Source organism: Pararhodospirillum photometricum DSM 122 (genome assembly GCF_000284415.1).
GTDB classification, from domain to species: domain Bacteria; phylum Pseudomonadota; class Alphaproteobacteria; order Rhodospirillales; family Rhodospirillaceae; genus Pararhodospirillum; species Pararhodospirillum photometricum.
Window position 1 is genome coordinate 61,689 of the sequence record NC_017059.1, and the last position, 26,762, is coordinate 88,450.

The following is a 26,762-nucleotide window of genomic DNA, read 5'->3' on the forward strand; positions in this document are numbered from 1 at the left end:
ACGAACTAAGAGGGTAACGCGTCCATTTTCTCGGCGCCAAACTTCAGCGTCTGTTTTTTGTGTGGTAAACAGGTAAGAGCAAAACCCGCATGAGTAATACCAAAATTTAAATCATCATCAAGTTCATTTGAGGATGATTCCGGGGATCGGCGTTTTTGTGGTTCCTGACAAGAGGTTTTGTTCTCTGCCTTTTTTGATATTTTCTCTTTGATGGGTTTCAAGCCTCATGCAAGGTCTTTTATTTAAAAAGCACTTCATAAAAAACCGCTAAAAATATAATAACTTCCATAATTTCCGGAAGACCCATGGAGTATGGCGCATCTCAATGTGGTTGTCAAGTTGGACTCTACTCACACAAGCAATTGAAAATTATTTGTAAACTTAAGTTATTTGTTTGTGTGAGTAGAGTCCAAGGATTTTCCTCGAGTCGTGTGCGTAGAGTCCAATTTTTCGTGACTAGAGTCCAATTTTTTTCGAGGGGATCTGTGGATAACGCCCCGAATCTGTGGATAACTTTTTTCCTCCTCCTTGCTGCGCGAAACTGTGGATAAGTTGTCGAATCTGTGGTGCTCAATCCGGCAGGGCTATCGGGTGAGTGAGAGGGCGAGAGACGGCCGGGGGGGTGCGGTCTCCCCGCTCCCCTCGGTCGACGTTGGTCCGTGCTGAACGGGACGAGATTTCCTTCCGGGGGTCCTTGGTGGTTTCGGGGGGGATCTTATTTGCCATAAACTGACAGGGGAGCGCTCGGGCCCCCGATGGTGGGCGAGGCACGAGCGGCAGAGGTGTTCTTTGGGGAGTTCGGTCCTGGCCATGGCGAAGAAAATCCTGATCGTTGAGGACAACGATCTGAACATGAAGCTGTTCAACGACCTTCTCCAGGCCAATGGCTACGAGACCCTTCAGGCCAAGGATGGTCGTAATGTTCTTGATCTCGTGCGCGAGCACCGACCCGACCTGATCTTGATGGATATTCAGTTGCCCGAGGTGTCGGGGCTGGAGATTACCCGCATGCTCAAGGAAGACCCGGCCTTGCGTCCCATCCCGGTCATCGCCGTGACCGCTTTTGCCATGAAGGGGGATGAGGAAAAGATTCGGGAGGGGGGCTGCGAGGGCTACATCGCCAAGCCGATTTCGGTGGCGAGCTTTCTCCAGACCGTGGCGCGCTTTCTCGGGGCGGCGGGGTCGTCGCCTGCTCGGTAAAGAAAAGGAAGGCCGGGGAGGCGCGGCCTCCCCACACCCCTTGGTTACTGCCTAAAAACGCCAAAACCCGCTGATCGGCGAACGATCAACGGGACTTGACGCGACACGCGGCGGCCCGGACGGCCGGGCGGTTCTTACTTCAGCTTGGTTTCGCGGAAGACGACGTGCTTGCGCACCTTCGGGTCGTACTTGCGGAACTCAAGCTTGTTGGTGGTTTTGCGCGGATTCTTCTTGACCACGTAGAAGTAGCCCGTATCCGCGGTGCTTTCCAGCTTCACCAGGATGGTGGCAGGTTTGGCCATGGCCCGGAACCCCGTTTTCTTGTCACAATGATGGAACGAACAAAAGGAGCGCGCAAGATACGCGGCTCCACCGGGATGTCAAGCATGGGCTCGGACATCAGGCGGATTTCGCCGCTTTTCGGCGCGCTCAACGAGTCGGGCCCAGGATGTCACAGGCCGCGGGCCGCCTGCAAGGGCTGGGTCAGGCGCAGCGCTTGGCGATACAAGGCCCGATCCTCCAAGAGTCGGTGGGCGACTTGGTCGTCGATCGCCGCTTCGGGATGGGGTTGGGGCGGGCAACTGGCGCGAAGGGTGGCGCGTTGGGCGCTTTGACGCGGATCGACACTGCGCCACAGGCCGCTTTGGCTGGCACGCTCGGCTTCGTGCTCGTGCATGTCCAGGAGGACCGTTTCGGCATTGTCCTGCCCGCTGGTGCACGCCGCCGGCATCACGCCGAGTCCATGTAAGACATAGCCCGAGGGCGTGTGAAAGCGGGACCACGTGAGGGTCAGTTCGCCGCCGTTGGGCAACTGGATCACGGTTTGCACTGTGCCCTTGCCGTAAGAGGTGGTGCCAATCACCACGGCGCGCCCGCTGTCTTGCAAGGCCGCCGCCACGATCTCGGCTGCCGAGGCGCTCTCCCCGTCGATCAACACCGCGAGAGGGACGCCGCTGCTGAGGTCGCCCGGGGTTGCGCTGTAAAACTGCCGGGCGTCCGGGTGGCGCCCCCGGGTGGAAACGATTGGGCCCCGTTCCAAAAACAAGTCACTCAGCGACACCGCTTGGTCCAGGAGGCCGCCGGGATTGCCGCGCAGGTCAAGAATCACCCCTTGCAAGGTGCCCCGGGTTTGCCGTTGCATGCCGGCCAGGACCTCGGCCACCGCCGTGGTGGTGCGCTGGTTAAAGCTGGTGATGCGAATGATGCCGAGCGTGTTGTCCAGGTCGGCTTCCACGGTGGGCAGCAAGATCAGGGTTCGGGTCAGGACCACCAGCCAGCGCCGGGCGCTCTCGGCATCCTCCACGGTCAGGGTCACGTCGCTGTTGGTGGGGCCGCGCAGCCATTCGCGCACCTGCTCGCTGCCCTGCCCGTGGGCCAGATGGCCATCAATAGCCAAAATACGGTGGCCCGGTCGCAGCCCGGCCGCCTCGGCTGGTGTGCCTGGCAAGACCCGGGTGATGGTCACCGCGTTGTCGATGCTTTCGAACAGCAGGCCCACCCCGCCAAAGCCGTTGCGCATCCCGCGATGCGTGTTGGCTTCTTCGCTGGTCGCGTAGCGGGAAAACGGATCAAGAGGGGCCAGCGCGCCCTCAAAAACGGTCTTGTAAAGAGCTTCAGAGGGCTTTTGGTGCAAAACCGGGGTTCCGTCTACCAAGAGCCCCAAAACCCCCGCCGTGACCCGGCCCCAGCCCGGCGCATCGTCAGCCGCCGGCAGGCGGAAGCTGCCAATCACCGCGTTGGAGCGCACGACCTCCAGACTGCTCCCGGCGCGGCGAATTTTGAGCGCCGGATCCAGGGGCTCCAGCGCCTTGAGACCGGCAAGGCCGATATCGCTGAGGCTGACGGGATCAATGTAGCGTTCTAGAACAGAATTATAGCCAAAGGTGAACAGGGCTTCCGCCTCTGGCCGCGAGAAATGGGCGGGGGGGGACGGTGACAGCGGGGCCTGGGCCTGGGGGGGCAGGGAGGGGGCCGGAATAGCGGGGGCCGGAGCGCGGCTGGAGCACGCCGAGAGGCCAGCTAGGACCACGCCCAGAACGAGGCGGCGCGCGCCGTGTCGTTTTTCCCGCGTCCTGTGCCTGCGTCATCGGGCGGTATCCCGTCTGCCAGCGTTGCCTGTGCTAAGAGTAGGCAGCCCTGGGGGTTCTGTCCACTGCGGGAACGAGGGGTCTGGGGAGGCGTGGCCTTCCCGGCCTGCTTTTTGAGAGAGAAAAGGCCGGGGAGGCGCGGCCTCCCCAGACCCCTCGTTGCTTGAGCTAGGAGACGACGGGCATCCACTGGACGTCGTCAATGTGGCGCGCGCCGCTGACCAGCATCACCAGCCGATCCACCCCCAAGGCACTGCCACAACACGGCGGCAGGCCTTGGTGTAAGGCCTCCAGAAACGCTTCGTCGAGGGGATAGCGCTCGCCGTAGAGGCGCTCCTTGACATCCATGTCGGCGACGAAGCGGGCGCGTTGTTCGACGGGATCGGTGAGTTCGCCAAAGGCGTTGGCCAGTTCCAAGCCGCCGACATAGGCCTCGAAGCGCTCGGCAAAGCGGGGGTCGGCGGGGTCAGGGCGTGAGAGCGCCGCCATGCACAGGGGATAGCCATACAAAAAGCACGGCCGCTCGTGGCCGAGGTGGGGCTCGACCCGGTCGAGGAGAATGCGGAAAAACACATCCTCGAAGCGGTCCTGGGGCTCGGTGCGCACGCCAATCGTCTGGGCCGCGGCGGCCAGCGGGCCGGGATCGGGCTCGTGAGGCTGGCCGCTGAGGGTAACAGCGTGATCAAGGAGGGGCGGGAGGTTGATGCCGGTGTGCCGCGCCAGGGCTTCGGACACACTGAGGCGCTCCCAGGGGCCGAAGGGATCGAAGGTCTGGCCTTTCCAGTGCAGCACGTCGGTCCCGGCGGCACGGGCCACGGCCGCCACCAGGGCTTCGGTCTCGTCCATCAGCGCGCTAAAACTCTGCCCGACGCGATACCATTCCAGCATGGTGAACTCGGGGTGATGGGTTGGGCTGCGCTCGCCATTGCGAAAAACGTGGGCAATCTGAAAAATCGCAGGCTCGCCGGCCGCCAGGATTTTTTTCATGGCGAACTCAGGCGAGGTGTGCAGGTACAGATCGCGCTTGCCCTGGCCAAACGGACCGTCGAGCCGGGTCTTGAAGGCCATCAAATGCGGCTCCAGCCCGGGGCTGACCTGAAGGGCCGGGGTGTCCACCTCCAAGGCACCGCGCGCCGCGAAAAACGCCCGAAGGGCCGCCAGAACCCGGCTTCGCACCAGCAGATAAGGTCGGCGCCGGGCAAAGGCCTCGGGATGGTAGGGGGGCAAGGAAGGGGGCATGGCAGGGGTCCTTTGGCGGGGAGTCGCGCTTGGTGCCACGCAGCAGGGCGCCGATGTTGTCGCCCGCTTCGCCCTGGTCGAGCAGCTTGCGGAACATTTCAACGCCGGTGCAGGTCGTCTTGACGGTCGGACGAATGCCGACGATCTCGACTTCCTCACCCACCTTCACCACGCCGCGCTCCACGCGACCGGTCACCACGGTGCCACGACCCGAGATCGAGAACACGTCTTCGATCGGCATCAGGAAGGGCTTGTCCTTGGGACGGTCCGGCTGCGGAATGTAGGCATCCACGGCGGCCATCAAAGCGTTGATCGCCTCGCGACCCAGCTTCTCGTCGGTGCCTTCCAGGGCGCACAGGGCCGAGCCCTTGACGATGGGAATATCGTCGCCCGGGAAGTCGTAGGAGGACAGCAGCTCGCGAACTTCCAGTTCCACCAGCTCCAGCAGCTCCTCGTCATCGACCATGTCGCACTTGTTGAGGAACACCACCAGGGCCGGCACGCCGACCTGACGGGCCAACAAGATGTGCTCGCGGGTCTGGGGCATCGGGCCGTCCGCGGCCGACACCACCAAGATCGCGCCGTCCATCTGGGCCGCGCCGGTGATCATGTTCTTCACGTAGTCGGCGTGACCCGGGCAGTCCACGTGGGCGTAGTGACGGTTGGCCGTCTCGTACTCAACGTGGGCGGTCGAGATCGTGATGCCACGGGCGCGCTCTTCCGGGGCCTTGTCGATCTGGTCGTAGGCCTGGAACTTGGCGCCGCCCGACTCGGCCAGCACCTTGGTGATGGCGGCGGTCAGGGTGGTCTTGCCATGGTCAACGTGACCAATGGTGCCGACGTTACAGTGCGGCTTGCTGCGCTCAAACTTTTCTTTCGACATACTTCTCTCTCCGTCGTCGGCTCGCGGACGTCAGCCGGCCATCTTGCTGCGAATTTCTTCGGCCACGTTATTCGGCACTTCGGCGTAGTGGTCGAAGTGCATCGTGTACTGCGCCCGGCCCTGGGACATGGAACGCAGGTTGTTCACGTAACCGAACATGTTGGCCAGAGGCACGCTGGCCGAAACGACGCGGGCATTGCCGCGCTGGTCCATCCCGGAAACGGCACCCCGGCGGCTGTTCAGATCGCCGATGATGTCGCCCATATACTCGTCGGGGGTCACCACCTCGACGCGCATGATCGGTTCCAGCAGCTTCGGCCCGGCCTTGGGCAGACCCTCGCGGAACGCGGCACGCGCCGCGATTTCGAAGGCCAGCACGCTGGAGTCCACGTCGTGATACCCGCCGTCCACCAAGGTGGCCTTCAGATCGGTCACCGGGAAGCCAGCGATCACGCCGGTATCGATCGCCGAGGCCAAGCCCTTTTCGACGCCCGGCACGTATTCCTTGGGCACCGAACCGCCGACAATCTTGCTCTCGAACTGGTAGCCGGATCCCGGGGTCAACGGCTCGAAGGTGATCGACACCTTCGCGTACTGACCCGAGCCGCCCGACTGCTTCTTGTGGGTGTAATCGACCGTGTAGGTCTTGGAAATGGTCTCGCGATAGGCCACCTGCGGGGCACCCACCGAGCACTCCACCTTGAACTCACGCCGCATGCGATCGACGATGATTTCCAGGTGCAGTTCGCCCATGCCCTTGATCACGGTCTGACCCGACTCGGAGTCGGTGGACACGCGGAACGAGGGATCTTCGGCCGCCAGACGCGCCAGCGCCAAGCCCATCTTCTCGATGTCGCCCTTGGTCTTGGGCTCGACCGCCACCTCGATCACCGGCTCGGGGAACTCCATGCGCTCCAAGATCACAGGCTTGGCCGGATCGCACAGGGTATCGCCCGTGGTCGTGTCCTTGAGACCGACCAGCGCCACGATGTCACCAGCCGCCGCGCTCTTGATCTCTTCACGGTTGTTGGCGTGCATCAGCAGCATGCGGCCGATACGCTCGCGCTTGTTCTTCACCGTGTTGATGACGTAGGAGCCGGACTCCAGACGCCCCGAGTAGATGCGCGCGAAGGTCAGCGAGCCCACGAACGGATCGTTCATGATCTTGAAGGCCAGCGCCGCAAACGGCTCGTCGTCCGAGGACAGGCGGTGCACTTCGGTGTCGCTGTCGGGCAGCACGCCACGAATCGGCGGCACGTCGAGCGGCGACGGCAGATAGTCCACCACGGCATCGAGCATGGGCTGCACGCCCTTGTTCTTGAAGGCCGAGCCGTTCAGAACCGGCACGAACTTCATCTCGATGGTGCCCTTGCGGATGCACGCCCGCAAGGTCGCCTCGTCGGGCTCGTTGCCCTCCAAGTAGGCTTCCATGGCGGCGTCATCGACCTCGACCGCAGTCTCGATCAGCTTCTCGCGGTATTCCAGGGCCTTGTCTTGCATGTCGGCCGGGATCTCGACCTCGTCGAACGAGGCCCCCAGATCGTCGCCACGCCAGATGATGGCCTTCATCTTCACCAGATCCACGAGGCCCACGTACTCGGCCTCGGACCCGATCGGCAGGTTGATGACCAGCGGACGCGCACCCAGGCGGTCCACGATCATGTCAACGCACCGATAGAAGTTCGACCCCATGCGGTCCATCTTGTTGACGAAGCACATGCGGGGCACGCCGTACTTGTCCGCCTGACGCCACACGGTCTCGGACTGCGGCTCGACGCCGGCCACCGAGTCGAACACGGCAATGGCGCCGTCCAGCACACGCAAGGAACGCTCCACCTCAATGGTGAAGTCCACGTGGCCCGGGGTGTCGATGATGTTGACTCGGTGGTCCGCCCAGAACGCCGTGGTGGCCGCCGAGGTGATGGTGATGCCGCGTTCCTGTTCCTGCTCCATCCAGTCCATCGTCGCGGCGCCGTCGTGGACTTCGCCGATCTTATGGGACTTGCCAGTGTAGTACAGAATACGCTCGGTGGTCGTCGTCTTCCCGGCATCGATGTGGGCCATGATGCCGATATTACGATAGCGTTCCAGCGGGGTGTCGCGTGTCATGCCGCCTAACTCTCTGTCCGGATCTCGTGGGGTTACCAGCGGTAGTGGCTGAACGCCTTGTTGGCGTCGGCCATGCGATGCGTATCCTCACGCTTCTTCACCGCGCCACCGCGATTCGATGACGCATCCAGAAACTCGCCAGTCAGGCGATCGATCATGGTGGTTTCCGAGCGCTTGCGCGCAAAATCGATCAGCCAGCGCAGGGCCAGCGCCTGGCGCCGGTCTGGACGGACTTCCACGGGAACCTGATAAGTCGCACCACCAACACGACGCGAACGCACCTCAACGGCGGGCTTCACGTTGTCAATGGCGTCATGAAAAACCTTCAGCGGATCCTGACCGGTCTTGGCCTGAATGCGATCGAAGGCACCGTAGACAATCTTCTCCGCAACGCCCTTCTTGCCTTCCAGCATCACCGAATTGATGAACTTGGCAACAACGACATCACCGAACTTGGCGTCGGGGAGAACTTCACGCTTTTCCGCTGCGCGACGACGGGACATGGCTTCCTCGATCTCTTACTTGGGACGCTTCGCGCCGTACTTCGAACGACGCTGACGACGGTCCTTAACGCCCTGGGTATCCAGGACACCGCGGATGATGTGGTACCGAACACCCGGAAGGTCCTTCACGCGGCCGCCGCGGATCATCACCACGGAGTGCTCCTGAAGGTTGTGCCCTTCACCCGGAATGTAGCTCGTGACCTCGAAACCGTTGGTCAGCCGCACGCGCGCGACCTTACGAAGGGCCGAGTTCGGCTTCTTCGGCGTCGTAGTATAAACGCGGGTACAGACTCCGCGCTTCTGCGGGCAGGCCTGCATGGCCGGCACCTTGTTGCGCTTGCCTTCCGCTCGACGGGGCTTGCGGATGAGCTGATTGATCGTCGGCATCGAACGTCCCTTCTCAAGGCCACCCAAAATACGCGTTAAAAAACAACAGAACCATCACGACAAAGGCTCGGGCGCGTCGCCCGAGCGGCGAGGGGTCGCGACGATACGATTGTGCCGGCGGCCGGAGACCGACCCATCAGGGCCCGGGTTCGTCCAGCTGCCTCAATACACCGGCCGAGCGGCCAGAAGCGAGACTCAATCAACGCGTCTAGGGCAACCCATCCGGGATGTGCGCCTACCGCCGCCGACTGAGAGAGGCGGCATCATAAGGATGCGCCCCGTCTTCGTCAAGGGAAAACGGTTGGGCTACGCTGGTTCCAACCCAGGTCCCCAGGCATCGCGGCAACGCTGGTGTCGCCCAATGCACCGGGGCGACCTTTCTACGCTGTCGTTAAGAGCCAATCAACACTTTCCTGACGTCTTTCCCGTGAAGACTCGGCGTTCCGCCTTTCTTTTTTTTCCGCAAGGCGAAAAAAAGCCCCCGGAACGACAAGACGCGTCCGGGGGCCTCGCAACACGAGAGGGGCCAGCCTCGACTCTTGAGGGCTGCCGCCCCCAAGCGCCTGCCTGGAGGCTGACGCCTCCAGACCGTCGCTTTCTTTTATGAATTGGCCCCCCCTTTTCGCGTTACGCCGCCGGGGGCACCTCCGGCGCCGGCGACTCGTTCAGATCGACCAAGCGGGGCAGCTCGGCGGCCCGGGTAGCCTCCACCTCGCGATCGCGGCGCGCCGCCACAGCCCGCAGGCGGTTCATCATGGCGCCCGTCCCGGCCGGGATCAGACGGCCCACGATGACGTTCTCCTTGAGACCCGCCAAGTCGTCGCTCTTGCCCGACACCGCCGCCTCGGTCAGCACGCGCGTCGTCTCCTGGAACGAAGCCGCCGAGATGAAGGAGTGGGTTTGCAGCGAGGCCTTGGTGATGCCCTGCAAGACCGGGATCGCCCCAGCCGGGCGGCCGTTCTCGCGCAACGTCTTTTCGTTTTCGATCTGGTAATCCACCCGATCCACCAGTTCMCCCACCAAGAAGGTGGTGTCGCCGGGTTCGGTGATCTCGACCTTCTGCAACATCTGGCGAGCGATCACTTCAATATGCTTGTCGTTGATCTTCACGCCTTGCAGACGATAAACGTCCTGGATTTCCTTGATCAAGTAATTGGCCAGTGCCTCGACGCCCATCACGCGCAAGATATCGTGCGGCACCGGGTTGCCATCCATCAGGGCGTCGCCCTTGCGAACGAAATCCCCCTCCTGAATGGTCAAGTGCTTGCCCTTGGGCAGCAGGTATTCCACCGGATCCCCATCCTCGGGCACAACCAGCAAGCGGCGCTTGTTCTTGTAGTCCTTGCCGAACTCCACGCGCCCGTCGATTTCCGAAATGATGGCGTGGTCCTTGGGCTTGCGGGCCTCAAAGAGTTCGGCCACACGCGGCAGACCACCGGTGATGTCACGCGTCTTGGAGCCTTCGCGAGGGATACGAGCCAGCACGTCACCGGCGTGAACCTTCTGGCCGTTTTCCACCGACAAGATGGCATCCACCGACATGTAGTAGCGCGCCTCCAGCCCGTTGCCGAGCAAGACCGCCTCGCCGGACTCGGTATGCAAGGTGATGCGCGGCTTCAGATCCGAGCCCTTGGGCTGGTTCTTCCACTCGACCACCACGCGCGATGCAATGCCGGTGGCCTCGTCCACAACCTCGCGCACCGAGACACCTTCCACCAAGTCGTTGTAGCGGGCATAGCCCTCGCGCTCGGTGATGATCGGCAGGGTGTACGGGTCCCACTCGGCCAGCTTGGCGCCTTTGGTCACGTCGCGGCCATGGTCGGTCAGCAAGCGCGAGCCATAGGGCACGCGGTAGCGGGCCTTTTCGCGCCCGGCGTCGTCGGTGATGGCCACTTCGCAGTTCCGGGCCATGACGATCAGCACGCCCTCGGAGTTGCTCACGACCTGACGGTTGGTCACGACGATCTTGCCGTCGAAGGCCGCTTCCACGCTCGACTGTTCGGCGCCCCGCTGGGCGGCGCCGCCGATGTGGAAGGTACGCATGGTGAGCTGGGTGCCCGGCTCGCCGATCGACTGGGCGGCAATCACGCCGACCGCCTCGCCGATGTTGACCGAGGTGCCGCGCGCCAGATCGCGGCCATAGCACTTGCCGCAGATCCCGCCCTCGGCGTCGCAGGTCAGCACCGAGCGGATGCGCACCTGCTCGATGCCGGCCCGCTCCAGCAGCTCGACATCGCGTTCGTCGATGAGCTTGTTGTTGGCGATGATGAGGGCGCCCGACGAGTCGATCACATCCTCGGCCGCCGTGCGTCCCAGCACGCGCTCGCCGAGCGAGGCGATGATCTGGCCGCCTTCCACCACCGGCATGGCGGTGATGCCGCGCGTGGTGCCGCAATCGTCGATGACGATGATGGCATCCTGGGCGACGTCCACCAGACGACGGGTCAGGTAGCCCGAGTTCGCGGTCTTCAAGGCGGTGTCGGCCAGACCCTTGCGGGCGCCGTGGGTGGAGTTGAAGTACTCCAACACGGTCAGGCCTTCCTTAAAGTTCGACACGATCGGCGTTTCGATGATCTCGCCCGACGGCTTGGCCATCAGGCCGCGCATACCGGCAAGCTGCTTCATCTGCGCCGCCGAGCCACGGGCACCGGAGTGGGCCATCATGTAGACCGAGTTGACCGGCCGGCCTGGCTCGATCTTCGCGATCTCCTTCATCATCTCGTCGGCCACCTTGTCGGTGCAGTGCGACCAGGCGTCGATGACCTTGTTGTACTTTTCGCCCTGGGTGATCAGACCGTCTTGGTACTGCTGCTCGAACTCCTTGACCTCGGCTTCGGTGGCGGCCACCAGACCTTCCTTGGTCGGCGGGATCACCAGATCGTCCTTGCCAAACGAGATGCCGGCCCGCGCGGCGTGGGCATAGCCGAGCGCCATGACGCGGTCGCAGAAAATGACCGTCTCCTTCTGGCCGCAGTGACGGTACACCGAGTCGATGACGTCGGTGATGTCCTTCTTACGCAGCAGACGGTTGATCAGGCTAAACGGCAAGGCCGGGTGGCGAGGCAGCAACTGGGAGAGCAGCATGCGGCCCGGCGTGGTCTCGACGGTGCGGATCACCGGGGCGCCGGTCTCGTCCACGGTATGCAGGCGCGAGCGGACCTTGGCCTGGAGGCTCACGGTCTTGGAGAACAAGGCGTGCTCGATCTCGGCGATGGTGCCAAAGGCCATGCCTTCGCCCGGCTCGCCCTCGCGTTCCAAGGTCAGGTAATAAAGCCCCAGCACGATGTCCTGGGTCGGCACGATGATCGGCTTACCGTTGGCGGGCGAGAGGATGTTGTTGGTGGACATCATCAGCACGCGCGCTTCCAACTGCGCTTCCAGCGACAGCGGCACGTGCACGGCCATCTGGTCACCGTCGAAGTCGGCGTTGAACGCGGTACAGACCAGCGGGTGAAGCTGGATCGCCTTACCTTCGATCAGCACCGGCTCGAAGGCTTGAATACCCAGGCGGTGCAGGGTCGGCGCGCGGTTGAGCATCACCGGGTGCTCGCGGATGACCTCTTCCAGGATATCCCAGACCTCGGGACGCTCCTTTTCCACCATGCGCTTGGCCGCCTTGATGGTGGTCGCGTAGTGGTACTGTTCCAGCTTGGAGTACACAAAGGGCTTGAACAGTTCGAGGGCCATCTTCTTGGGCAGGCCGCACTGGTGCAGCTTGAGCTCCGGGCCCACCACGATCACCGAACGACCGGAGTAGTCCACGCGCTTGCCCAGCAGGTTCTGACGGAAGCGACCCTGCTTGCCCTTGAGCATGTCGGACAGCGACTTGAGCGGCCGCTTGTTGGCGCCCGTGATCGCCCGGCCACGCCGGCCGTTGTCGAACAGCGCATCCACCGACTCCTGGAGCATGCGCTTTTCGTTGCGGATGATGATGTCAGGGGCGCGCAGTTCGATCAGCCGCTTCAGACGGTTGTTGCGGTTGATGACGCGGCGGTACAGGTCGTTGAGGTCCGAGGTGGCAAAGCGGCCGCCGTCGAGGGGCACCAGCGGGCGCAGTTCGGGCGGGATGACCGGAATCACTTCCATGATCATCCATTCCGGCCGGCAACCTGACTCCAAGAAGGCGTCCACGATCTTGAGACGCTTGACCAGCTTCTTGCGCTTGGCCTCCGAGGTGGTCTCGCGCAACTCGGCCTTCATGTCCTCCTTGAGGACCTCCAGGTCGATGGCCATCAGCATGTCGCGGATGGCCTCGGCGCCGATGCCCGCAGTAAAGCTGTCTTGGCCGTACTCTTCCTGGGCGCGCTGGAATCAGCCGCTTCAGACGGTTGTTGCGGTTGATGACGCGGCGGTACAGGTCGTTGAGGTCCGAGGTGGCAAAGCGGCCGCCGTCGAGGGGCACCAGCGGGCGCAGTTCGGGCGGGATGACCGGAATCACTTCCATGATCATCCATTCCGGCCGGCAACCTGACTCCAAGAAGGCGTCCACGATCTTGAGACGCTTGACCAGCTTCTTGCGCTTGGCCTCCGAGGTGGTCTCGCGCAACTCGGCCTTCATGTCCTCCTTGAGGACCTCCAGGTCGATGGCCATCAGCATGTCGCGGATGGCCTCGGCGCCGATGCCCGCAGTAAAGCTGTCTTGGCCGTACTCTTCCTGGGCGCGCTGGAACTGTTCTTCGGTCAGCATTTCGTGGAGCTTGAGCGGCGTCAGGCCGGGCTCGATCACCACGTAGTTTTCGAAGTAGAGAACGCGCTCCAGGTCCTTCAGAGTCATGTCGATCAGCAGACCGACCCGGCTCGGCAAGGACTTCATGAACCAGATGTGGGCAACCGGCGCGGCCAGTTCGATGTGGCCCATGCGCTCGCGCCGCACCTTGGACAGCGTGACTTCCACGCCGCACTTTTCGCAGATGATGCCGCGATACTTCATGCGCTTGTACTTGCCGCACAAGCACTCATAATCCTTGATCGGCCCGAAGATCCGCGCGCAGAACAGGCCGTCCCGTTCCGGCTTGAAGGTCCGGTAGTTGATGGTCTCCGGCTTCTTGATCTCGCCGAAGGACCAAGACCGGATCTTCTCCGGGCTGGCAATGGAAATCTTGATCTGGTCAAACGACTGGGTGCCGGAAACCTGACCAAAGATTTTGGTGAGTTCGTTCATGCCTGCCTTCTCCCGCCTGTTCGCGGCGGGCGCGGTGTGAAAAACGGGATCCGCGCCCCACTCATTCCGGACGTGCCGCCCGCGCGCCGGAAGCCCTTGGGGCCCGGCGCGCCGACGAGATCACCAGTCTTAATAGCTGCTCTGGCCCAACTCGACGTCGAGGCCCAGCGAGCGCATTTCCTTGACCAGCACGTTAAAGCTTTCGGGAATGCCGGCTTCGAACGTGTCGTCGCCCTTGACGATCGCCTCGTACACCTTGGTGCGGCCGGACACGTCGTCCGACTTGACCGTGAGCATTTCCTGCAAGGTGTAGGCGGCGCCATAGGCTTCGAGCGCCCACACTTCCATTTCCCCGAAGCGCTGGCCGCCGAACTGGGCCTTGCCGCCCAGCGGCTGCTGGGTGACGAGTGAATAGGGCCCAATCGAGCGGGCGTGGATCTTGTCGTCCACCAAGTGGTGCAGCTTCAACATATAGATGTAGCCCACCGTGACCTTACGGTCGAAGGTCTCGCCCGTGCGACCGTCGCGCAGGGTGACCTGACCCGACGGATCGAGCCCCGCCTTACGCAGCATATCGCAAATGTCGGATTCACGCGCGCCATCAAACACCGGCGAGGCGATCGGCACGCCGTTGCGCAGGTTATGGGCCAGATCGCGCACCTGCTCGTCGCTCATCTGGGCCAGATCGTCCTGGGCGTGGCGCGGGCCGTAGATGTCGTCGAGCCGCTCGCGCAGCAAGCCCATCTCGGTTTCGCCGCGCTTGACCCCGGCCAGAAGCTCGGCCACCTGGGCGCCCAGGCCGCGGCAGGCCCAGCCCAGGTGGGTTTCGAGAATCTGCCCCACGTTCATGCGCGACGGCACGCCCAGGGGGTTGAGCACGATGTCCACGTAGGTGCCGTCCTCGAGATAGGGCATGTCCTCGATCGGATTGATCTTGGAGATCACGCCCTTGTTCCCGTGGCGACCGGCCATCTTGTCGCCCGGTTGCAGCTTGCGCTTCACCGCGACGAAGACCTTGACCATCTTCAGCACGCCGGGCGGCAGTTCGTCGCCGCGCTGGAGCTTTTCGACCTTGTTCTCGAAGCGCTCCTGGATCTTGCCGATGGATTCCTCGTAGGCCTTCTTCAGGTCTTCAATGCCCTGGGCCGCCGTGTCGTCCTCGACCGCAATCTGGCGCCACTGGGCCGCCGTGTAGGTGGCCAGCACCTCGTCGGTGATCTGAATGCCGTTGCTCATGCCGCGCGGACCGCCAACCACGGTCTGGCCCAGCAGCAAGCCCTTGAGCCGACGCGCAAACGAGCCTTCCAAAATGGCGCGCTCGTCGTCGCGGTCCTTGGCCAAGCTTTCGATCTCCTGGCGCTCGATGGCCATGGCGCGCTCGTCCTTGTCCACGCCGCGCCGGTTGAACACCCGCACCTCGACCACGGTGCCGGTGACGCCGGGCGGAATGCGCAAGGACGTATCGCGTACGTCCGAGGCCTTTTCGCCAAAGATGGCGCGCAGCAGCTTTTCTTCCGGGGTCATCGGGCTTTCGCCCTTGGGCGTGACCTTGCCCACCAAGATGTCGCCGGCCTGCACCTCGGCGCCGATGTAAACGATGCTCGCCTCGTCGAGGTTCTTGAGGGCTTCCTCGCCGACGTTGGGAATGTCGCGGGTGATTTCCTCCTGGCCCAACTTGGTATCGCGGGCCATGACCTCGAACTCCTCGATGTGGATCGAGGTGAACACGTCATCGCGCACGATGCGCTCGCTGATGAGGATGGAGTCCTCAAAGTTGTAGCCGTTCCACGGCATGAACGCCACGAGCACGTTCCGACCCAGCGCCAGCTCGCCCATGTCGGTCGAGGGACCATCGGCCAGAATGTCGCCCCGGCTCACCACGTCGCCCACCTTCACCAGCGGGCGCTGGTTGATACAGGTGTTCTGGTTGGAGCGCTGGAACTTCTGCAAGCGATAGATATCCACGCCCGATTCGGCCGCGCGCAGGTTCTCGGTGGCCCGGATCACGATACGGGTCGCGTCTACCTGCTGCACCACGCCGGCGCGGCGCGCCGAAATGGTCGCGCCCGAATCGCGCGCCACCGCCGCTTCCATGCCGGTGCCGACATAGGGCGCCTCGGCGCGCACCAAGGGCACGGCCTGACGCTGCATGTTCGATCCCATCAGGGCGCGGTTGGCGTCGTCGTTTTCCAAGAAGGGGATGAGCGCGGCGGCCACCGACACCAACTGCTTGGGCGACACGTCGATGTAGTGGATCTCCTTAGGGGCCACCATCTCGTAGTCGCCGGCCTTGCGGCAGGACACCAAGTCTTCGACGAACCGGCCTTCGGGAGTCAGCGGGGCGGTTGGCCTGGGCCACGATGTAGCGGCCTTCCTCCATCGCCGACATGTAGACGACCTCGTCCGTCACCTGGCCGTCCTCCACCTTGCGATAGGGCGCCTCGATGAAGCCGTACTGGTTGACGCGGGCGTAGGTGGCGAGCGAGTTGATCAGACCGATGTTCGGGCCTTCCGGCGTCTCAATCGGGCAGATGCGGCCGTAGTGGGTCGGGTGCACGTCGCGCACCTCGAAGCCGGCGCGTTCGCGGGTCAGACCGCCCGGGCCCAGGGCCGACAGGCGGCGCTTGTGGGTGATTTCGGAGAGCGGGTTGGTCTGGTCCATGAACTGGGAAAGCTGGGACGAGCCGAAGAACTCGCGCACCGCCGCCGCCGCCGGCTTGGCGTTAATCAGGTCATGGGGCATGACCGTGTCGATATCCACGCTGCTCATGCGCTCGCGAATCGCGCGCTCCATGCGCAGCAGGCCGACCCGGTACTGGTTTTCCATCAGTTCGCCGACCGAGCGCACCCGGCGGTTGCCCAGGTGGTCGATATCGTCGATTTCGCCGCGCCCGTCCTTCAGTTCGACCAGCACCCGCAGGATGTGCAAGATGTCGTCCTTGCGCAGCACGCGGGCGGTGTCGGGCACCTCCTGCATGGTGAAGCCCAGGCGGGCGTTCATCTTCACGCGGCCGACGGCCGACAGGTCATAGCGCTCGGCGTCGAAGAACAGGCCGCGGAACAAGGCCTCGGCGGTCTCCAGGGTCGGCGGCTCGCCCGGACGCATCACGCGATAGATGTCGATCAGCGCCTCTTCCCGACTGGTGTTCTTGTCCACCATCAGGGTATTACGGATGTAGGGGCCGACGTTGACATGGTCGATGTGCAAGACGCGCAGCTCGGTGAAGCCGGCCTTTTCCATCTCGGAGAGCATGGCCTCGGTGAGTTCGTCGCCGGCCTCGGCGTAGATCTCGCCCGTGTCCTCGTTGATCATATCCTCGGCGGCATAGCGGCCCACCAGTTCCTCGGTGAACACGCGCATCTCGGTCATGCCGTCCTCGGCCAGCTTGCGCGCGGCGCGCGCCGTGACCTTGGTGCCGGCTTCGAGCTTGATCTCGCCGGTGCGGGCGTCGATCAGGTCGTGCACCAGCTTGACGCCGCGCAGGCGATCGGCGGTGAAGGCGACCTTCCAGCCTTTTTCGTCGCGGTTGAAGGTCAGCTTCTCATAGAAGAAGTCGAGGATTTCCTCGGCGGTCATGCCGGGCAGTTCGGCCGGATCCACCGAGCGCCCCTCGGCGGCCCGCTCGGCGCGCAGCATCTCGCTGATCTTGCCTTCCAGGGCATAGAGCAAGGTGGTCGCCGGCAGCTTGCGCCGGCGGTCGATGCGCACGTAGACGAGGTCCTTGGCGTCGAACTCGAAATCCAGCCACGACCCGCGATAGGGGATCACCCGGGCCGCGAACAGGTACTTGCCCGAGGAGTGGGTCTTACCCTTGTCGTGGTCGAAGAACACGCCGGGCGAGCGGTGCATCTGCGAGACGATGACGCGCTCGGTGCCGTTGATGATAAAGGTGCCGTTGGACGTCATGAGCGGCATGTCGCCCATATAGACGTCCTGCTCCTTGATGTCGCGAATCGAGCGCGAGCCGGTCTCCTCATCCACGTCCCACACCACAAGGCGCAAGGTCACCTTGAGGGGGGCGGCGAAGGTCATGCCGCGCTGCTGGCACTCGTCCACGTCATACTTCGGCTCTTCTAGCTCATAGGACACGAACTCCAGTTCGCCCTTGCCGGAAAAGTCCTTGATGGGGAAGACGGACTTGAAGACTTCCTGCAAGCCGGTATCGGTGCGGACGTCTTGCGGCACCCCGATTTGCAGGAACTGGTCATAGGAGCTTTTTTGAACCTCGATCAGGTTGGGCATGGGAGCCACGGTCGGAATCCGGCCGAAGTCCTTCCGAATGCGCTTCCGACTGGTCAACGACATGGTCATAACCGCTCCTCACTCGCTCGCACCGTGCTGGTCCGCCTGGATCAAGAGGGATCCCCCTTGACCGTCTTCTCAAAAAACCGCTTAAACACCGTCGCTGGCTGAAGCGCCGGCCCGGACAAACCCCGGGAAAATTCCTCAACAGTATAAACGCCGCAGGGCCGGACGGAAGGAGCGCGTGCGGCGTTCCCTCCCTCCGGCCTGTCAGGGCTGCCCGAAAACGGGGCCTTACTTCACCGACACCTTGGCGCCGGCTTCTTCCAGCTGCTTCTTCATCTTGGCAGCGTCATCCTTGGACACGGCTTCCTTGACGGGCTTCGGAGCGCCTTCGACCAGGTCCTTGGCTTCCTTCAGGCCCAGGCCAGTGATGGCGCGGACTTCCTTGATGACGTTGATCTTCTTGTCGCCGGCATCTTCGAGGATGACGTCGAACTCGGTCTTCTCTTCCTCGGCCGGGGCGGCTTCGGCAGCGGCAACGGCGGCAACGGCCACCGGAGCGGCGGCGGACACGCCCCACTTCTCTTCGAGCATCTTGCTCAGTTCAGCCGCTTCCAGAACCGTCAGGGCGGACAGCTCTTCCACGAGCTTGGCGAGATCGGCCATTTTACACTACTCCGTAGATTTAAGGTCGGACTTCCGATGGGTAAAGGGGGGACCGCGATCAGGCGGCCTCGTCCTTCGTGGCATACGCGTTGAAGACCCGGGCCAACTGGCCGGCAGGCGCCTGGAGGACGCCGGCAATGCGCGTGGCCGGGGTATTGATCATGCCCAGCAGCTTGCCGCGCAGCTCGTCGAGCGACGGCAGCTTGGCCAGCGCGTCGATCGCCTGCGTGTCCAGCAGCTTGCCCTGCATGGAGCCGCCGAGAATCACGAGCTTGTCGTTCTTCTTGGCATACTCGACGCAGACCTTGGCCGCGGCCACCGGATCGACCGACGTGGCGATCGCGGTGGGGCCGACGAACAGGGGGGCAATCCCTTCAAACGACGTACCCTCGAGGGCAAGACGCGTGATCCGGTTCTTGGTGACGCGGAACGAGGCACCGGCCGCGCGCATCTCCCGACGAAGCTTCTCCACTTCCGCAACGGTCATGCCCTTGTAGTGGGTGACGATGCAGGTGGTGGTGCTTCCGAAGAGGCCCGACAGCTCGGCGATCAGCTCCTTCTTTTCTTCCCGGTTCACGGTAATCTCCGCTTCCTGGCCGCCGCCGACCCCTCGTACGAGGACCCGGGCACCGGCTGGTTGCCCTCAAAATCCCGCCTCTTTGGGGCCCGAAGGCCCCATGGACGCGGGGGTGAACCTGCCCCGGAAGTCGTCCCCAGTCCCGGTTGCCCATGAACTCAGGGGGTTTCCTCCCGTCTGCGCTGGCGGGCCGCAGCCCTTCAAGCCCTCCCCAAGAGGAGAAACACCGGCGGTCTTGGACAGGCTGGCGATCCCGGAAACCCCGGAGATCGCCGGCTCCCCCGCCCCCTGGATCCAGGAGACGGGGGGAAAGTCAAACTCAGGCGCCGCTGATCAGGGAGCTGACCGACAGCTTGACGCCCGGCCCCATGGTCGAGCTCAGCGCGGCGCGCTTCATGTAGGTGCCCTTGGCCCCGGTCGGCTTCGCCTTGACGATGGCATCCACGAAGGCGCGGATGTTGTCGAGCAGCTGCTCTTCGGAGAACGAGGCGCGACCGACACCGGCGTGGATCAGACCGGCCTTCTCGACGCGGAACTGCACCTGACCGGCCTTGGCGGCGCGCACGGCCCCGGCCACGTCCATGGTCACCGAGCCCAGCTTGGGGTTCGGCATCAGGCCGCGCGGGCCCAGCACCTTGCCCAGACGGCCGACCACGCCCATCATGTCGGGAGTGGCGATGCAGCGGTCGAAGTCGATGGTGCCGCCTTGGATGGTGGCGGCCAGATCGTCGGCACCCACCACGTCGGCGCCGGCGGCCTTGGCTTCCTCGGCCTTGTCGCCCTTGGCGAAGACGGCGACGCGCACGGTCTTGCCGGTGCCGTGCGGCAGACCGACAACACCGCGCACCATCTGGTCGGCGTGACGCGGGTCAACGCCCAGCGCCAGGGCGATCTCAATGGTCTCGTCGAACTTGGCAACGGCGCGGGCCTTCACCATGCCCACGGCCTGCGCCAGATCGTATTGCGCCAGGGGATCAATGCCCTCGGCGGCCTTCTTCAAACGCTTGCCCAGCTTCGCCATGACCTCAGCCCTCCACCTTCAGACCCATCGAGCGCGCGGAGCCGATGACCATCTGCATGGCCGACTCAACGGTCGGAGAGTTCAGGTCCTGCATCTTCTTTTCCGCGATCTCGCGGATCTGCGCCATGGTCACCGTGCCGACCGTGCCCTTGCCCGGCGTGGTCGAACCGCTGGTGATGCCCGCCGCCTTCTTGAGGAAGTAGGTCATCGGCGGGGTCTTGGTGATGAAGGTGAAGGTACGGTCGGCATACGCGGTGATAATCACCGGCGTCGGCGTGCCCGGCTCCATGTTCTGGGTGGCCGCGTTGAACGCCTTCACGAATTCCATGATGTTAAGGCCACGCTGACCAAGCGCCGGACCCACGGGGGGCGACGGCGTCGCCTTACCAGCCGGGATCTGCAACTTGACGTAGCCCGTGATCTTCTTTGCCATGATTGACCTCGGTCCTTTAGTTCAGGAATGCCCGAAGGGCCGTGGTGCGGTCGCCCCAGGTCTTCGGAGCAAACCTCCCACGCTGAGCCGGCCTCGAAGACAATGCCGAGGCCCGCCCCTCCCACCCCGCCGCGCTCTCGCGACCGGGAGGAGGATCAGATCTTTTCCACCTGCGTGTATTCGAGTTCCACGGGGGTCGAGCGGCCAAAAATCGACACCGACACCTTGAGGCGCGCGCGCTCTTCGTCCACTTCCTCCACCAAGCCGTTGAAGCTGGTGAAGGGGCCGTCGCACACCCGCACCTGCTCGCCCACCTCGAAGACGATCGACGGCTTGGGCCGGTCGATGCCTTCTTGGACCTGGTGCAAAATGCGCTCGGCCTCGCGATCGGTAATGGGCGACGGACGCCCCCGCCCGCCCAGGAACCCGGTCACTTTGCTCGTGTTCTTCACGAGATGCCACGTATCGTCGGTCAAATCCATTTTGACCAACACGTAGCCGGGGAAAAACTTGCGTTCGGCGTTGACCTTAGCCCCACGACGAACTTCAACAATCTCTTCCGAGGGAACCAGCACTTCCTCGATCAACGAGTCCATGCCCTTTTGGGTCGCCTGCTCCCGAATGGATTGGGCGACCTTGTTCTCAAACCCCGAATAGACGTGAATCACATACCAGCGGGCGACCACGCGCTCACACTCCCAAGCCAAAGAGAAGCTGAACGCCTTCGGCCAACAGAAAATCGACAAAAAGGAAAAAAGTCGCCGCCAGCGCAACCATGATAAACACCATGGCCGTGGAAATGGAGGCTTCCTTGCGCGATGGCCAGGTCACCTTGGCGATTTCCTGACGGACCTGACGGACGTACTGGCCTGGGCTGGTCCTGGTCATCCTGCGGTTCCGAAATGGCGAACCGCCTGCGCTTGGAACCTATCCTTCCAAGGCCGACGGGCGCGGTTGAGTCGGGCTTAAGGTCCGGTACAAGCCCGAACGGACTGCGGCGGCCGTGGCAGGGGCGGCAGGACTCGAACCCGCAACCCCCGGTTTTGGAGACCGGTGCTCTACCAGTTGAGCTACACCCCTCCAGCGGCCGTGACACCCGGCGGATCCCGGGTGGCCCGTTCCAAAGACAACCGGGTGTCTTTGGACTAACGAACCTACCAAAACTCGATCGATCTGGCTTTCGATCGGGGAGCCGTTATTTAGCGGCTCCAGTAGGTAGGGTCAACTCTTTTTTTTCGATCCCCGCTCTTTTTTTCGGGAGCGGGGATCTCCCAAATTCTTACTTCAGGATCGACGCAACAACACCAGCGCCAACCGTGCGGCCACCCTCGCGGATCGCAAACCGCAGACCTTCATCCATCGCGATCGGGGCGATCAGGTTCACCTTCATGGCGATATTATCGCCCGGCATCACCATCTCGGTCCCTTCCGGCAGTTCGATCGTTCCGGTCACGTCGGTGGTGCGGAAGTAGAACTGCGGACGATAGTTGGAGAAGAACGGCGTGTGACGGCCCCCTTCTTCCTTGGTCAGAATGTAGCACTCGCACTTGAACTCGGTGTGCGGCGTGATCGAGCCGGGCTTGGCCAGAACCTGACCGCGCTCCACGTCGTCGCGCTTGGTGCCACGCAGCAGGGCGCCGATGTTGTCGCCCGCTTCGCCCTGGTCGAGCAGCTTGCGGAACATTTCAACGCCGGTGCAGGTCGTCTTGACGGTCGGACGAATGCCGACGATCTCGACTTCCTCACCCACCTTCACCACGCCGCGCTCCACGCGACCGGTCACCACGGTGCCACGACCCGAGATCGAGAACACGTCTTCGATCGGCATCAGGAAGGGCTTGTCCTTGGGACGGTCCGGCTGCGGAATGTAGGCATCCACGGCGGCCATCAAAGCGTTGATCGCCTCGCGACCCAGCTTCTCGTCGGTGCCTTCCAGGGCGCACAGGGCCGAGCCCTTGACGATGGGAATATCGTCGCCGTGTTGTGTGAAGAATGGATGCGCCGCCCCCGAAATGAACTTCTTCGCCTCGAATTATTTGGAGATTATGATATAACTTATATCCCCGAGGATATGAGCAAAACTAGCCAGTCTATTATCAAGGAAATAGGTAGTTCTTTCAAAAGCAAATTTTGGTGGCACGATTACGTAAAGTCATCGGAAATTTCTCTTGAAATAAACTCGGATATTCCCAGTGATGGACAAATTTTAGTCGTAACAGCAGACCACGGTCCGTCTCGCAGCCTCTATTTTGACTATTTGCCCGCGAAAATATCGCAAAGAGTGCGTGTCATTGATTATGCTTCATGGAAGGGCAGACCAGAAGAAATGGTTGGAGCGACTGCGGTTATTTTCACACGCGGTCTCAAAGGATATGCCGATTGGATCGAATTTGGAAAACGCATAAAAGTCCCTCTGTACTGGTTTACAGATGATAACCATTTTGCTCTTTGGGCTGARAATCCATCTCTAGAGGAACATGGAGAGGAGTTCATTATTGAAGAACATAGAAAGATTTTGAAGTTATTCAAAGGAGTTCTATCGTCTACAGAGACGATGCGGGACTGGTTTAAGATCAATAAGATTCATGAAAATGTTTATTACTATCCCCCGGTTACACCACCCCTTGGTTTATTCTCAGACAAGCCTATGGTTTATCCTTTAATTTTCACAACGGGGGCTATTAACAGTATAAAAATCTGTGTTTTTGGTGGGGATCACCGAATTGATGGGTTCTCAAAAATTGTCGTACCTGCAATTAATAATATTGCAGAAAGCCGAAGAATTGAATGCTACATAGTATCATCTAAAGAAATAGACTTTGATTTCAGCGCTAACGTCGAAGTTCATCGCTTTGAAAAAAGCATGAACTACGGACTTTTATTAGGGCGTTTGCGGACAATAAACCCTGACATTATTATCCATCCGCCAACCAAAGCTACTGGAAACCTTCCATTTAAGACGCTTAATTTACTTATAAACGCTGCATTTATTAATGCAGTTCCTGTTGCCGCAGATCAACAACCTTTCTCTTCAATCAAAGATCTGGGTATCTGCGTCGTGTGTCCAGGGACAGAAGAAGGATGGACAAAAGGCCTCCATGACGCAATCGAGTTACACTCAGATCAGTCATTTGATAAAGTTACGCTTGTTCGTCTCTCAAATTTAACACCCCTCGTTTACGAAGGATCCAAGAGACCGAGGGGGCTGGGGAGGCCGCGCCTCCCCAGCCTTTTTCTTTCTTTCCCTCTGCCTTTCCCGACCGGATGGCCCCGCCCCTTTGCCTGAAGGAACCTGTCTGATGAACATCCTGTATTTTGGCGACGTGGTGGGCCGCTGTGGTCGGGAAGCCCTGTTGCGGGTGCTGCCCGATTTGCGGCGGCGCTACGAGGCCGACTTGGTGGTGGTCTGCGGCGAGAACGCGGCCCACGGCTTTGGCATCAGCGCCAAACAGGCCGACGAGTTTCTGGCTGGGGGGGTCGATGTGGTGACCACCGGCAACCACGTCTGGGACCAGCGCGAGATCCTGCCTTACATCGACCGTCAGCACCGCTTGTTGCGGCCGGCCAACTTTCCGCCGGGGACGCCCGGGGTGGGGCATGTGGTGGTTGAGGTGGGGCGCGGGCGCAAGGCTCTGGTCATCCAGGTCATGGGCCGGCTGTTCATGGATCCCATCGACTGCCCGTTTCGCGCCGTGGACGAGATTCTCTCGCGCCACCGGCTGGGGGTGACGGTTCAGGCCGTGGTGGTCGATATCCACGCCGAGGCGACCAGCGAAAAAATGGCACTCGGCCACCATTGCGATGGGCGGGTGTCCCTGGTGGTGGGGGGGCATTCCCACGTGCCGACCGCTGACGCTCGCGTTTTGGCCGGGGGCACCGGCTATTTGACCGATGCCGGCATGTGTGGCGATTACAACTCGGTGATCGGCATGGTGCCCGGACCCGCCGTGCATCGCTTCACCCGCAAGACGCCGACCGAGCGCCTGTCGCCGGCCGAGGGCGAAGCCACCATTTGCGGCTTGTTGGTGCGCACCGATGACCAAACAGGCTTGGCACGTGAGTGCTGGCCCGTGCGCGTTGGCGGGCGGCTGGCGCCGGCGCTGCCCGAGGGGGTCTTGCCGCTGGCCGCCGACTGAGGGGAGCAAAGCACAGGGCGCGGGTGTTTTTTGGGGGGCTCCGCGTCTTGGGAGCCCTTTCGGTTTAGAACCAGGGGCGTGCGTGTGAGTTTCGACTCGGGCTATTTTGCGGCGGGGCAGCAGGTCTCCAGGAAAGCCGCTAAAGTCCCTTGATAAAAGAGATTTACCGTTCTTAACGTTGACACGCGCTTTCAGCGGTGGCTAGACTTCGCGCCCTGGGCCGGTGTCCTGGGAGAGCAGGGGGAAGTCCCCCAGCACCCAGGGTTGGGGGTCTTGCGCTTGACGGAGGCGTCCTGATCACGGGACGCACAGGCTCCGGCGGTGCCCCGGGCGGCTCAAGGGACACAGTCAGGAAGCGGCGGAGATACGGTGCACAAACCCCTCTATACCCCCGAACAGCGTGAACGGCGCGACCAGTCGGCCTGGACGCTGGTGCAGGGCATCCTTGCCCCCCTTCAATTCCTGGTCTTCCTGGTGAGCCTGGGGCTGGTGCTGCGCTATTTGGCGACCGGCGAGGGGCTGGCCTGGGCGACCGGGTCGGTCGTGCTCAAGACCTTGGTGCTTTACACCATCATGATCACCGGCTCGATCTGGGAGAAGGTGGTGTTCGGCAAGTATCTGTTCGCCGAGGCCTTTTTCTGGGAAGACGTGTTCAGCATGCTGGTGCTGGCCCTGCACACCGCCTATCTGGGCGCGGTGTTCTTCGGCTGGCTCGACGCCCAGGGCCAGATGCTGCTGGCGCTCGCCGCCTATGCGACCTACGTCATCAACGCCGGCCAGTTCCTGATCAAGCTGCGCGCCGCCCGCTTGCAGGCCGAGGCCGAGCGCAAGGCAGCGCTTGAGGGAGCGTCCTCATGACGGCCGCGACGCCCTGTGACGCGGGCACGCGCGAGCGCGGCCAGCAGAGCGTTTTTTGTGGCCTGACCGGCGTGGTCTGGCTGCATCGCAAGATTCAGGATGCCTTTTTCCTGATCGTGGGCTCGCGCACCTGTGCCCACCTGATGCAGTCGGCGGCTGGGGTGATGATTTTCGCCGAGCCGCGTTTTGGCACCGCCGTGCTGGAGGAGCGTGATCTCGCCGGCATGAACGACCACCAAGACGAGCTCGACCGGGTGGTCGAGCGCCTCTTGGAGCGTCGGCCCGATATCCGCATGCTGTTCCTGGTGGGCTCCTGCCCGTCCGAGGTGATCAAGATCGACCTTGACCGCGCCGCCCAGCGTCTGGATGGTCGCTTTGGCGCGCGTACCCGGGTGCTGGCCTATACCGGCTCGGGGCTGGAGACCACCTTCACCCAGGGCGAGGACACCTGTCTCGCCGCCTTGCTGCCCCGTCTGCCCGCCGCGCCGGCCGACGAGGGCAAGTCGCTTTTGGTGGTTGGCTGCCTCGCCGACGTGGTCGAGGACCAGTTCGCCCGGCTGTTCAAGGACCTGGGCATTCCCGTGCGCTTCTTGCCGCCGCGCAACAGTCAGGCCCTGCCGGCCATCGGGCCGCAGACCGTGGTGCTGGCCGCCCAGCCCTTTGTCGGCGAGACCGTGCGGCTGCTGGAGCGGCGCGGCTGCACCCGCCTGATGGCGCCGTTTCCGTTTGGCGAGGAGGGCACCACCCTCTGGCTCAAGGCGGCGGCCGACGCCTTTGGGGTGGATCCGGCCCGCTTTGAAGCCGTGGTGGCCCCGGGCCGCGAGCGCGCCCGTCAGGCCCTGGCCCGGGTGCGTGAGACCCTCGACGGCAAGACCCTGTTTTTCTTCCCGGATTCCCAGTTGGAGATTCCGCTGGCCCGCTTCCTTAAGCGCGAGTTGGGCATGGTGCCGGTCGAGGTGGGCACGCCCTACCTTAACCGCCAGCTTGTCACCCCCGATCTCGAGCTGCTGGGCGACCCTGCCCTGGTCAGCGAGGGCCAGGATGTGGATCGCCAGTGGGAGCGCGTGGTCGCCAAGCGCCCTGACCTCACGGTGTGCGGCCTTGGCCTTGCCAACCCGCTGGAGGCCTTAGGCCTGACCACCAAGTGGTCGATCGAACTCGTGTTCTCTCCGGTGCATGGCTACGATCAGGCGGGGGACCTGGCCGGTCTGTTTGCCCGCCCGCTCGCGCGCCGCGCTCTTTTGAAGGTGTGATGG

At 62.6% G+C, this 26,762-nt stretch carries 21 protein-coding genes, 1 tRNA gene and 3 pseudogenes; 5 read left to right on the forward strand and 20 right to left on the reverse strand.

Annotated features, from left to right (window positions below; all coding sequences use genetic code 11):
* Positions 1–5: 5 nt before the first annotated feature.
* Positions 6–221: a hypothetical protein gene (locus tag RSPPHO_RS20340; RefSeq protein WP_162138073.1), complete on the reverse strand. Its 216-nt coding sequence runs from the start codon at positions 219–221 to the stop codon at positions 6–8.
* Between the two features lie 589 nt (positions 222–810).
* Here RSPPHO_RS20340 and RSPPHO_RS00190 point away from each other — a divergent pair.
* The gene (locus RSPPHO_RS00190; RefSeq protein ID WP_041793594.1) at positions 811–1,200 is read left to right on the forward strand and encodes a response regulator; all 390 of its coding nucleotides are present in this window, start codon (positions 811–813) and stop codon (positions 1,198–1,200) included.
* Positions 1,201–1,334: 134 nt separating this feature from the next.
* Here RSPPHO_RS00190 and rpmG read toward each other — a convergent pair whose 3' ends face one another.
* The 19 genes and pseudogenes from rpmG to RSPPHO_RS00285 all read right to left on the reverse strand — a co-directional run.
* Positions 1,335–1,502: a 50S ribosomal protein L33 gene (gene rpmG, locus RSPPHO_RS00195; RefSeq protein WP_014413271.1), complete on the reverse strand. Its 168-nt coding sequence runs from the start codon at positions 1,500–1,502 to the stop codon at positions 1,335–1,337.
* A 149-nt stretch (positions 1,503–1,651) separates the two neighbouring features.
* Entirely contained in the window at positions 1,652–3,229 is a 1,578-nt protein-coding gene (locus RSPPHO_RS00200; RefSeq protein WP_014413272.1) for a S41 family peptidase, read from the reverse strand.
* A 226-nt stretch (positions 3,230–3,455) separates the two neighbouring features.
* Entirely contained in the window at positions 3,456–4,526 is a 1,071-nt protein-coding gene (gene epmA, locus RSPPHO_RS00205) for an EF-P lysine aminoacylase EpmA (RefSeq protein ID WP_014413273.1), read from the reverse strand.
* A gap of 22 nt (positions 4,527–4,548) precedes the next feature.
* Positions 4,549–5,409, reverse strand: a pseudogene (gene tuf, locus RSPPHO_RS19535) (elongation factor Tu); the annotation flags it as partial.
* Between the two features lie 30 nt (positions 5,410–5,439).
* Positions 5,440–7,518, reverse strand: coding sequence for an elongation factor G (gene fusA / locus RSPPHO_RS00215; protein ID WP_014413274.1), 2,079 nt, complete (start codon positions 7,516–7,518; stop codon positions 5,440–5,442).
* A 32-nt stretch (positions 7,519–7,550) separates the two neighbouring features.
* On the reverse strand, positions 7,551–8,021 hold the full coding sequence (rpsG, locus tag RSPPHO_RS00220) for a 30S ribosomal protein S7 (protein ID WP_014413275.1): 471 nt from the start codon (positions 8,019–8,021) through the stop codon (positions 7,551–7,553).
* Between the two features lie 15 nt (positions 8,022–8,036).
* Positions 8,037–8,408 (reverse strand): 30S ribosomal protein S12, encoded by a 372-nt coding sequence (rpsL, locus tag RSPPHO_RS00225; RefSeq protein ID WP_041793595.1) that lies wholly within the window; start codon positions 8,406–8,408, stop codon positions 8,037–8,039.
* A 627-nt stretch (positions 8,409–9,035) separates the two neighbouring features.
* On the reverse strand, positions 9,036–12,671 hold the full coding sequence (gene rpoC, locus RSPPHO_RS00230) for a DNA-directed RNA polymerase subunit beta' (protein ID WP_081581598.1): 3,636 nt from the start codon (positions 12,669–12,671) through the stop codon (positions 9,036–9,038).
* A gap of 61 nt (positions 12,672–12,732) precedes the next feature.
* Positions 12,733–13,569: pseudogene (locus RSPPHO_RS18525) on the reverse strand (DNA-directed RNA polymerase subunit beta'); the annotation flags it as partial.
* 129 nt (positions 13,570–13,698) lie between these two features.
* A complete protein-coding gene (gene rpoB, locus RSPPHO_RS21635) occupies positions 13,699–15,873 on the reverse strand; it encodes a DNA-directed RNA polymerase subunit beta (RefSeq protein ID WP_339325393.1) in 2,175 nt (724 codons plus the stop codon).
* Entirely contained in the window at positions 15,830–17,881 is a 2,052-nt protein-coding gene (gene rpoB / locus RSPPHO_RS21640; protein ID WP_014413279.1) for a DNA-directed RNA polymerase subunit beta, read from the reverse strand. The genes rpoB (RSPPHO_RS21635) and rpoB (RSPPHO_RS21640) overlap by 44 nt, the downstream gene beginning before the upstream one ends.
* A 225-nt stretch (positions 17,882–18,106) precedes the next feature.
* Positions 18,107–18,481, reverse strand: coding sequence for a 50S ribosomal protein L7/L12 (gene rplL, locus RSPPHO_RS00250; protein WP_014413280.1), 375 nt, complete (start codon positions 18,479–18,481; stop codon positions 18,107–18,109).
* Positions 18,482–18,539: 58 nt separating this feature from the next.
* The gene (gene rplJ, locus RSPPHO_RS00255; RefSeq protein ID WP_014413281.1) at positions 18,540–19,058 is read right to left on the reverse strand and encodes a 50S ribosomal protein L10; all 519 of its coding nucleotides are present in this window, start codon (positions 19,056–19,058) and stop codon (positions 18,540–18,542) included.
* A gap of 319 nt (positions 19,059–19,377) precedes the next feature.
* Complete coding sequence (gene rplA, locus RSPPHO_RS00260) at positions 19,378–20,079, reverse strand: 50S ribosomal protein L1 (RefSeq protein ID WP_014413282.1); 702 nt, start codon at positions 20,077–20,079, stop codon at positions 19,378–19,380.
* 4 nt (positions 20,080–20,083) lie between these two features.
* On the reverse strand, positions 20,084–20,512 hold the full coding sequence (gene rplK, locus RSPPHO_RS00265; RefSeq protein WP_014413283.1) for a 50S ribosomal protein L11: 429 nt from the start codon (positions 20,510–20,512) through the stop codon (positions 20,084–20,086).
* Between the two features lie 155 nt (positions 20,513–20,667).
* On the reverse strand, positions 20,668–21,198 hold the full coding sequence (gene nusG / locus RSPPHO_RS00270) for a transcription termination/antitermination protein NusG (protein WP_041793598.1): 531 nt from the start codon (positions 21,196–21,198) through the stop codon (positions 20,668–20,670).
* A gap of 4 nt (positions 21,199–21,202) precedes the next feature.
* A complete protein-coding gene (gene secE, locus RSPPHO_RS00275) occupies positions 21,203–21,400 on the reverse strand; it encodes a preprotein translocase subunit SecE (protein ID WP_014413285.1) in 198 nt (65 codons plus the stop codon).
* Positions 21,401–21,516: 116 nt separating this feature from the next.
* Positions 21,517–21,592 (reverse strand) — tRNA-Trp (locus RSPPHO_RS00280).
* Between the two features lie 199 nt (positions 21,593–21,791).
* A pseudogene (locus tag RSPPHO_RS00285) lies at positions 21,792–22,490 on the reverse strand (EF-Tu C-terminal domain-related protein); the annotation flags it as partial.
* On the opposite strand from RSPPHO_RS00285, the gene RSPPHO_RS19540 reads away from it, so the two are divergent.
* The 4 genes from RSPPHO_RS19540 (at position 22,491) to RSPPHO_RS00300 (ending at position 26,759) form a co-directional block, all read left to right on the forward strand.
* Positions 22,491–23,798, forward strand: coding sequence for a hypothetical protein (locus RSPPHO_RS19540; RefSeq protein WP_157879026.1), 1,308 nt, complete (start codon positions 22,491–22,493; stop codon positions 23,796–23,798).
* Between the two features lie 13 nt (positions 23,799–23,811).
* Positions 23,812–24,648, forward strand: coding sequence for a TIGR00282 family metallophosphoesterase (locus tag RSPPHO_RS00290; protein WP_041793599.1), 837 nt, complete (start codon positions 23,812–23,814; stop codon positions 24,646–24,648).
* Positions 24,649–25,017: 369 nt separating this feature from the next.
* A complete protein-coding gene (bchF, locus tag RSPPHO_RS00295) occupies positions 25,018–25,506 on the forward strand; it encodes a 2-vinyl bacteriochlorophyllide hydratase (RefSeq protein WP_041793600.1) in 489 nt (162 codons plus the stop codon).
* Positions 25,503–26,759 (forward strand): ferredoxin:protochlorophyllide reductase (ATP-dependent) subunit N, encoded by a 1,257-nt coding sequence (locus RSPPHO_RS00300; protein WP_014413289.1) that lies wholly within the window; start codon positions 25,503–25,505, stop codon positions 26,757–26,759. Before bchF ends, RSPPHO_RS00300 begins: the two co-directional genes overlap by 4 nt.
* The last annotated feature ends 3 nt before the right edge of the window (positions 26,760–26,762 follow it).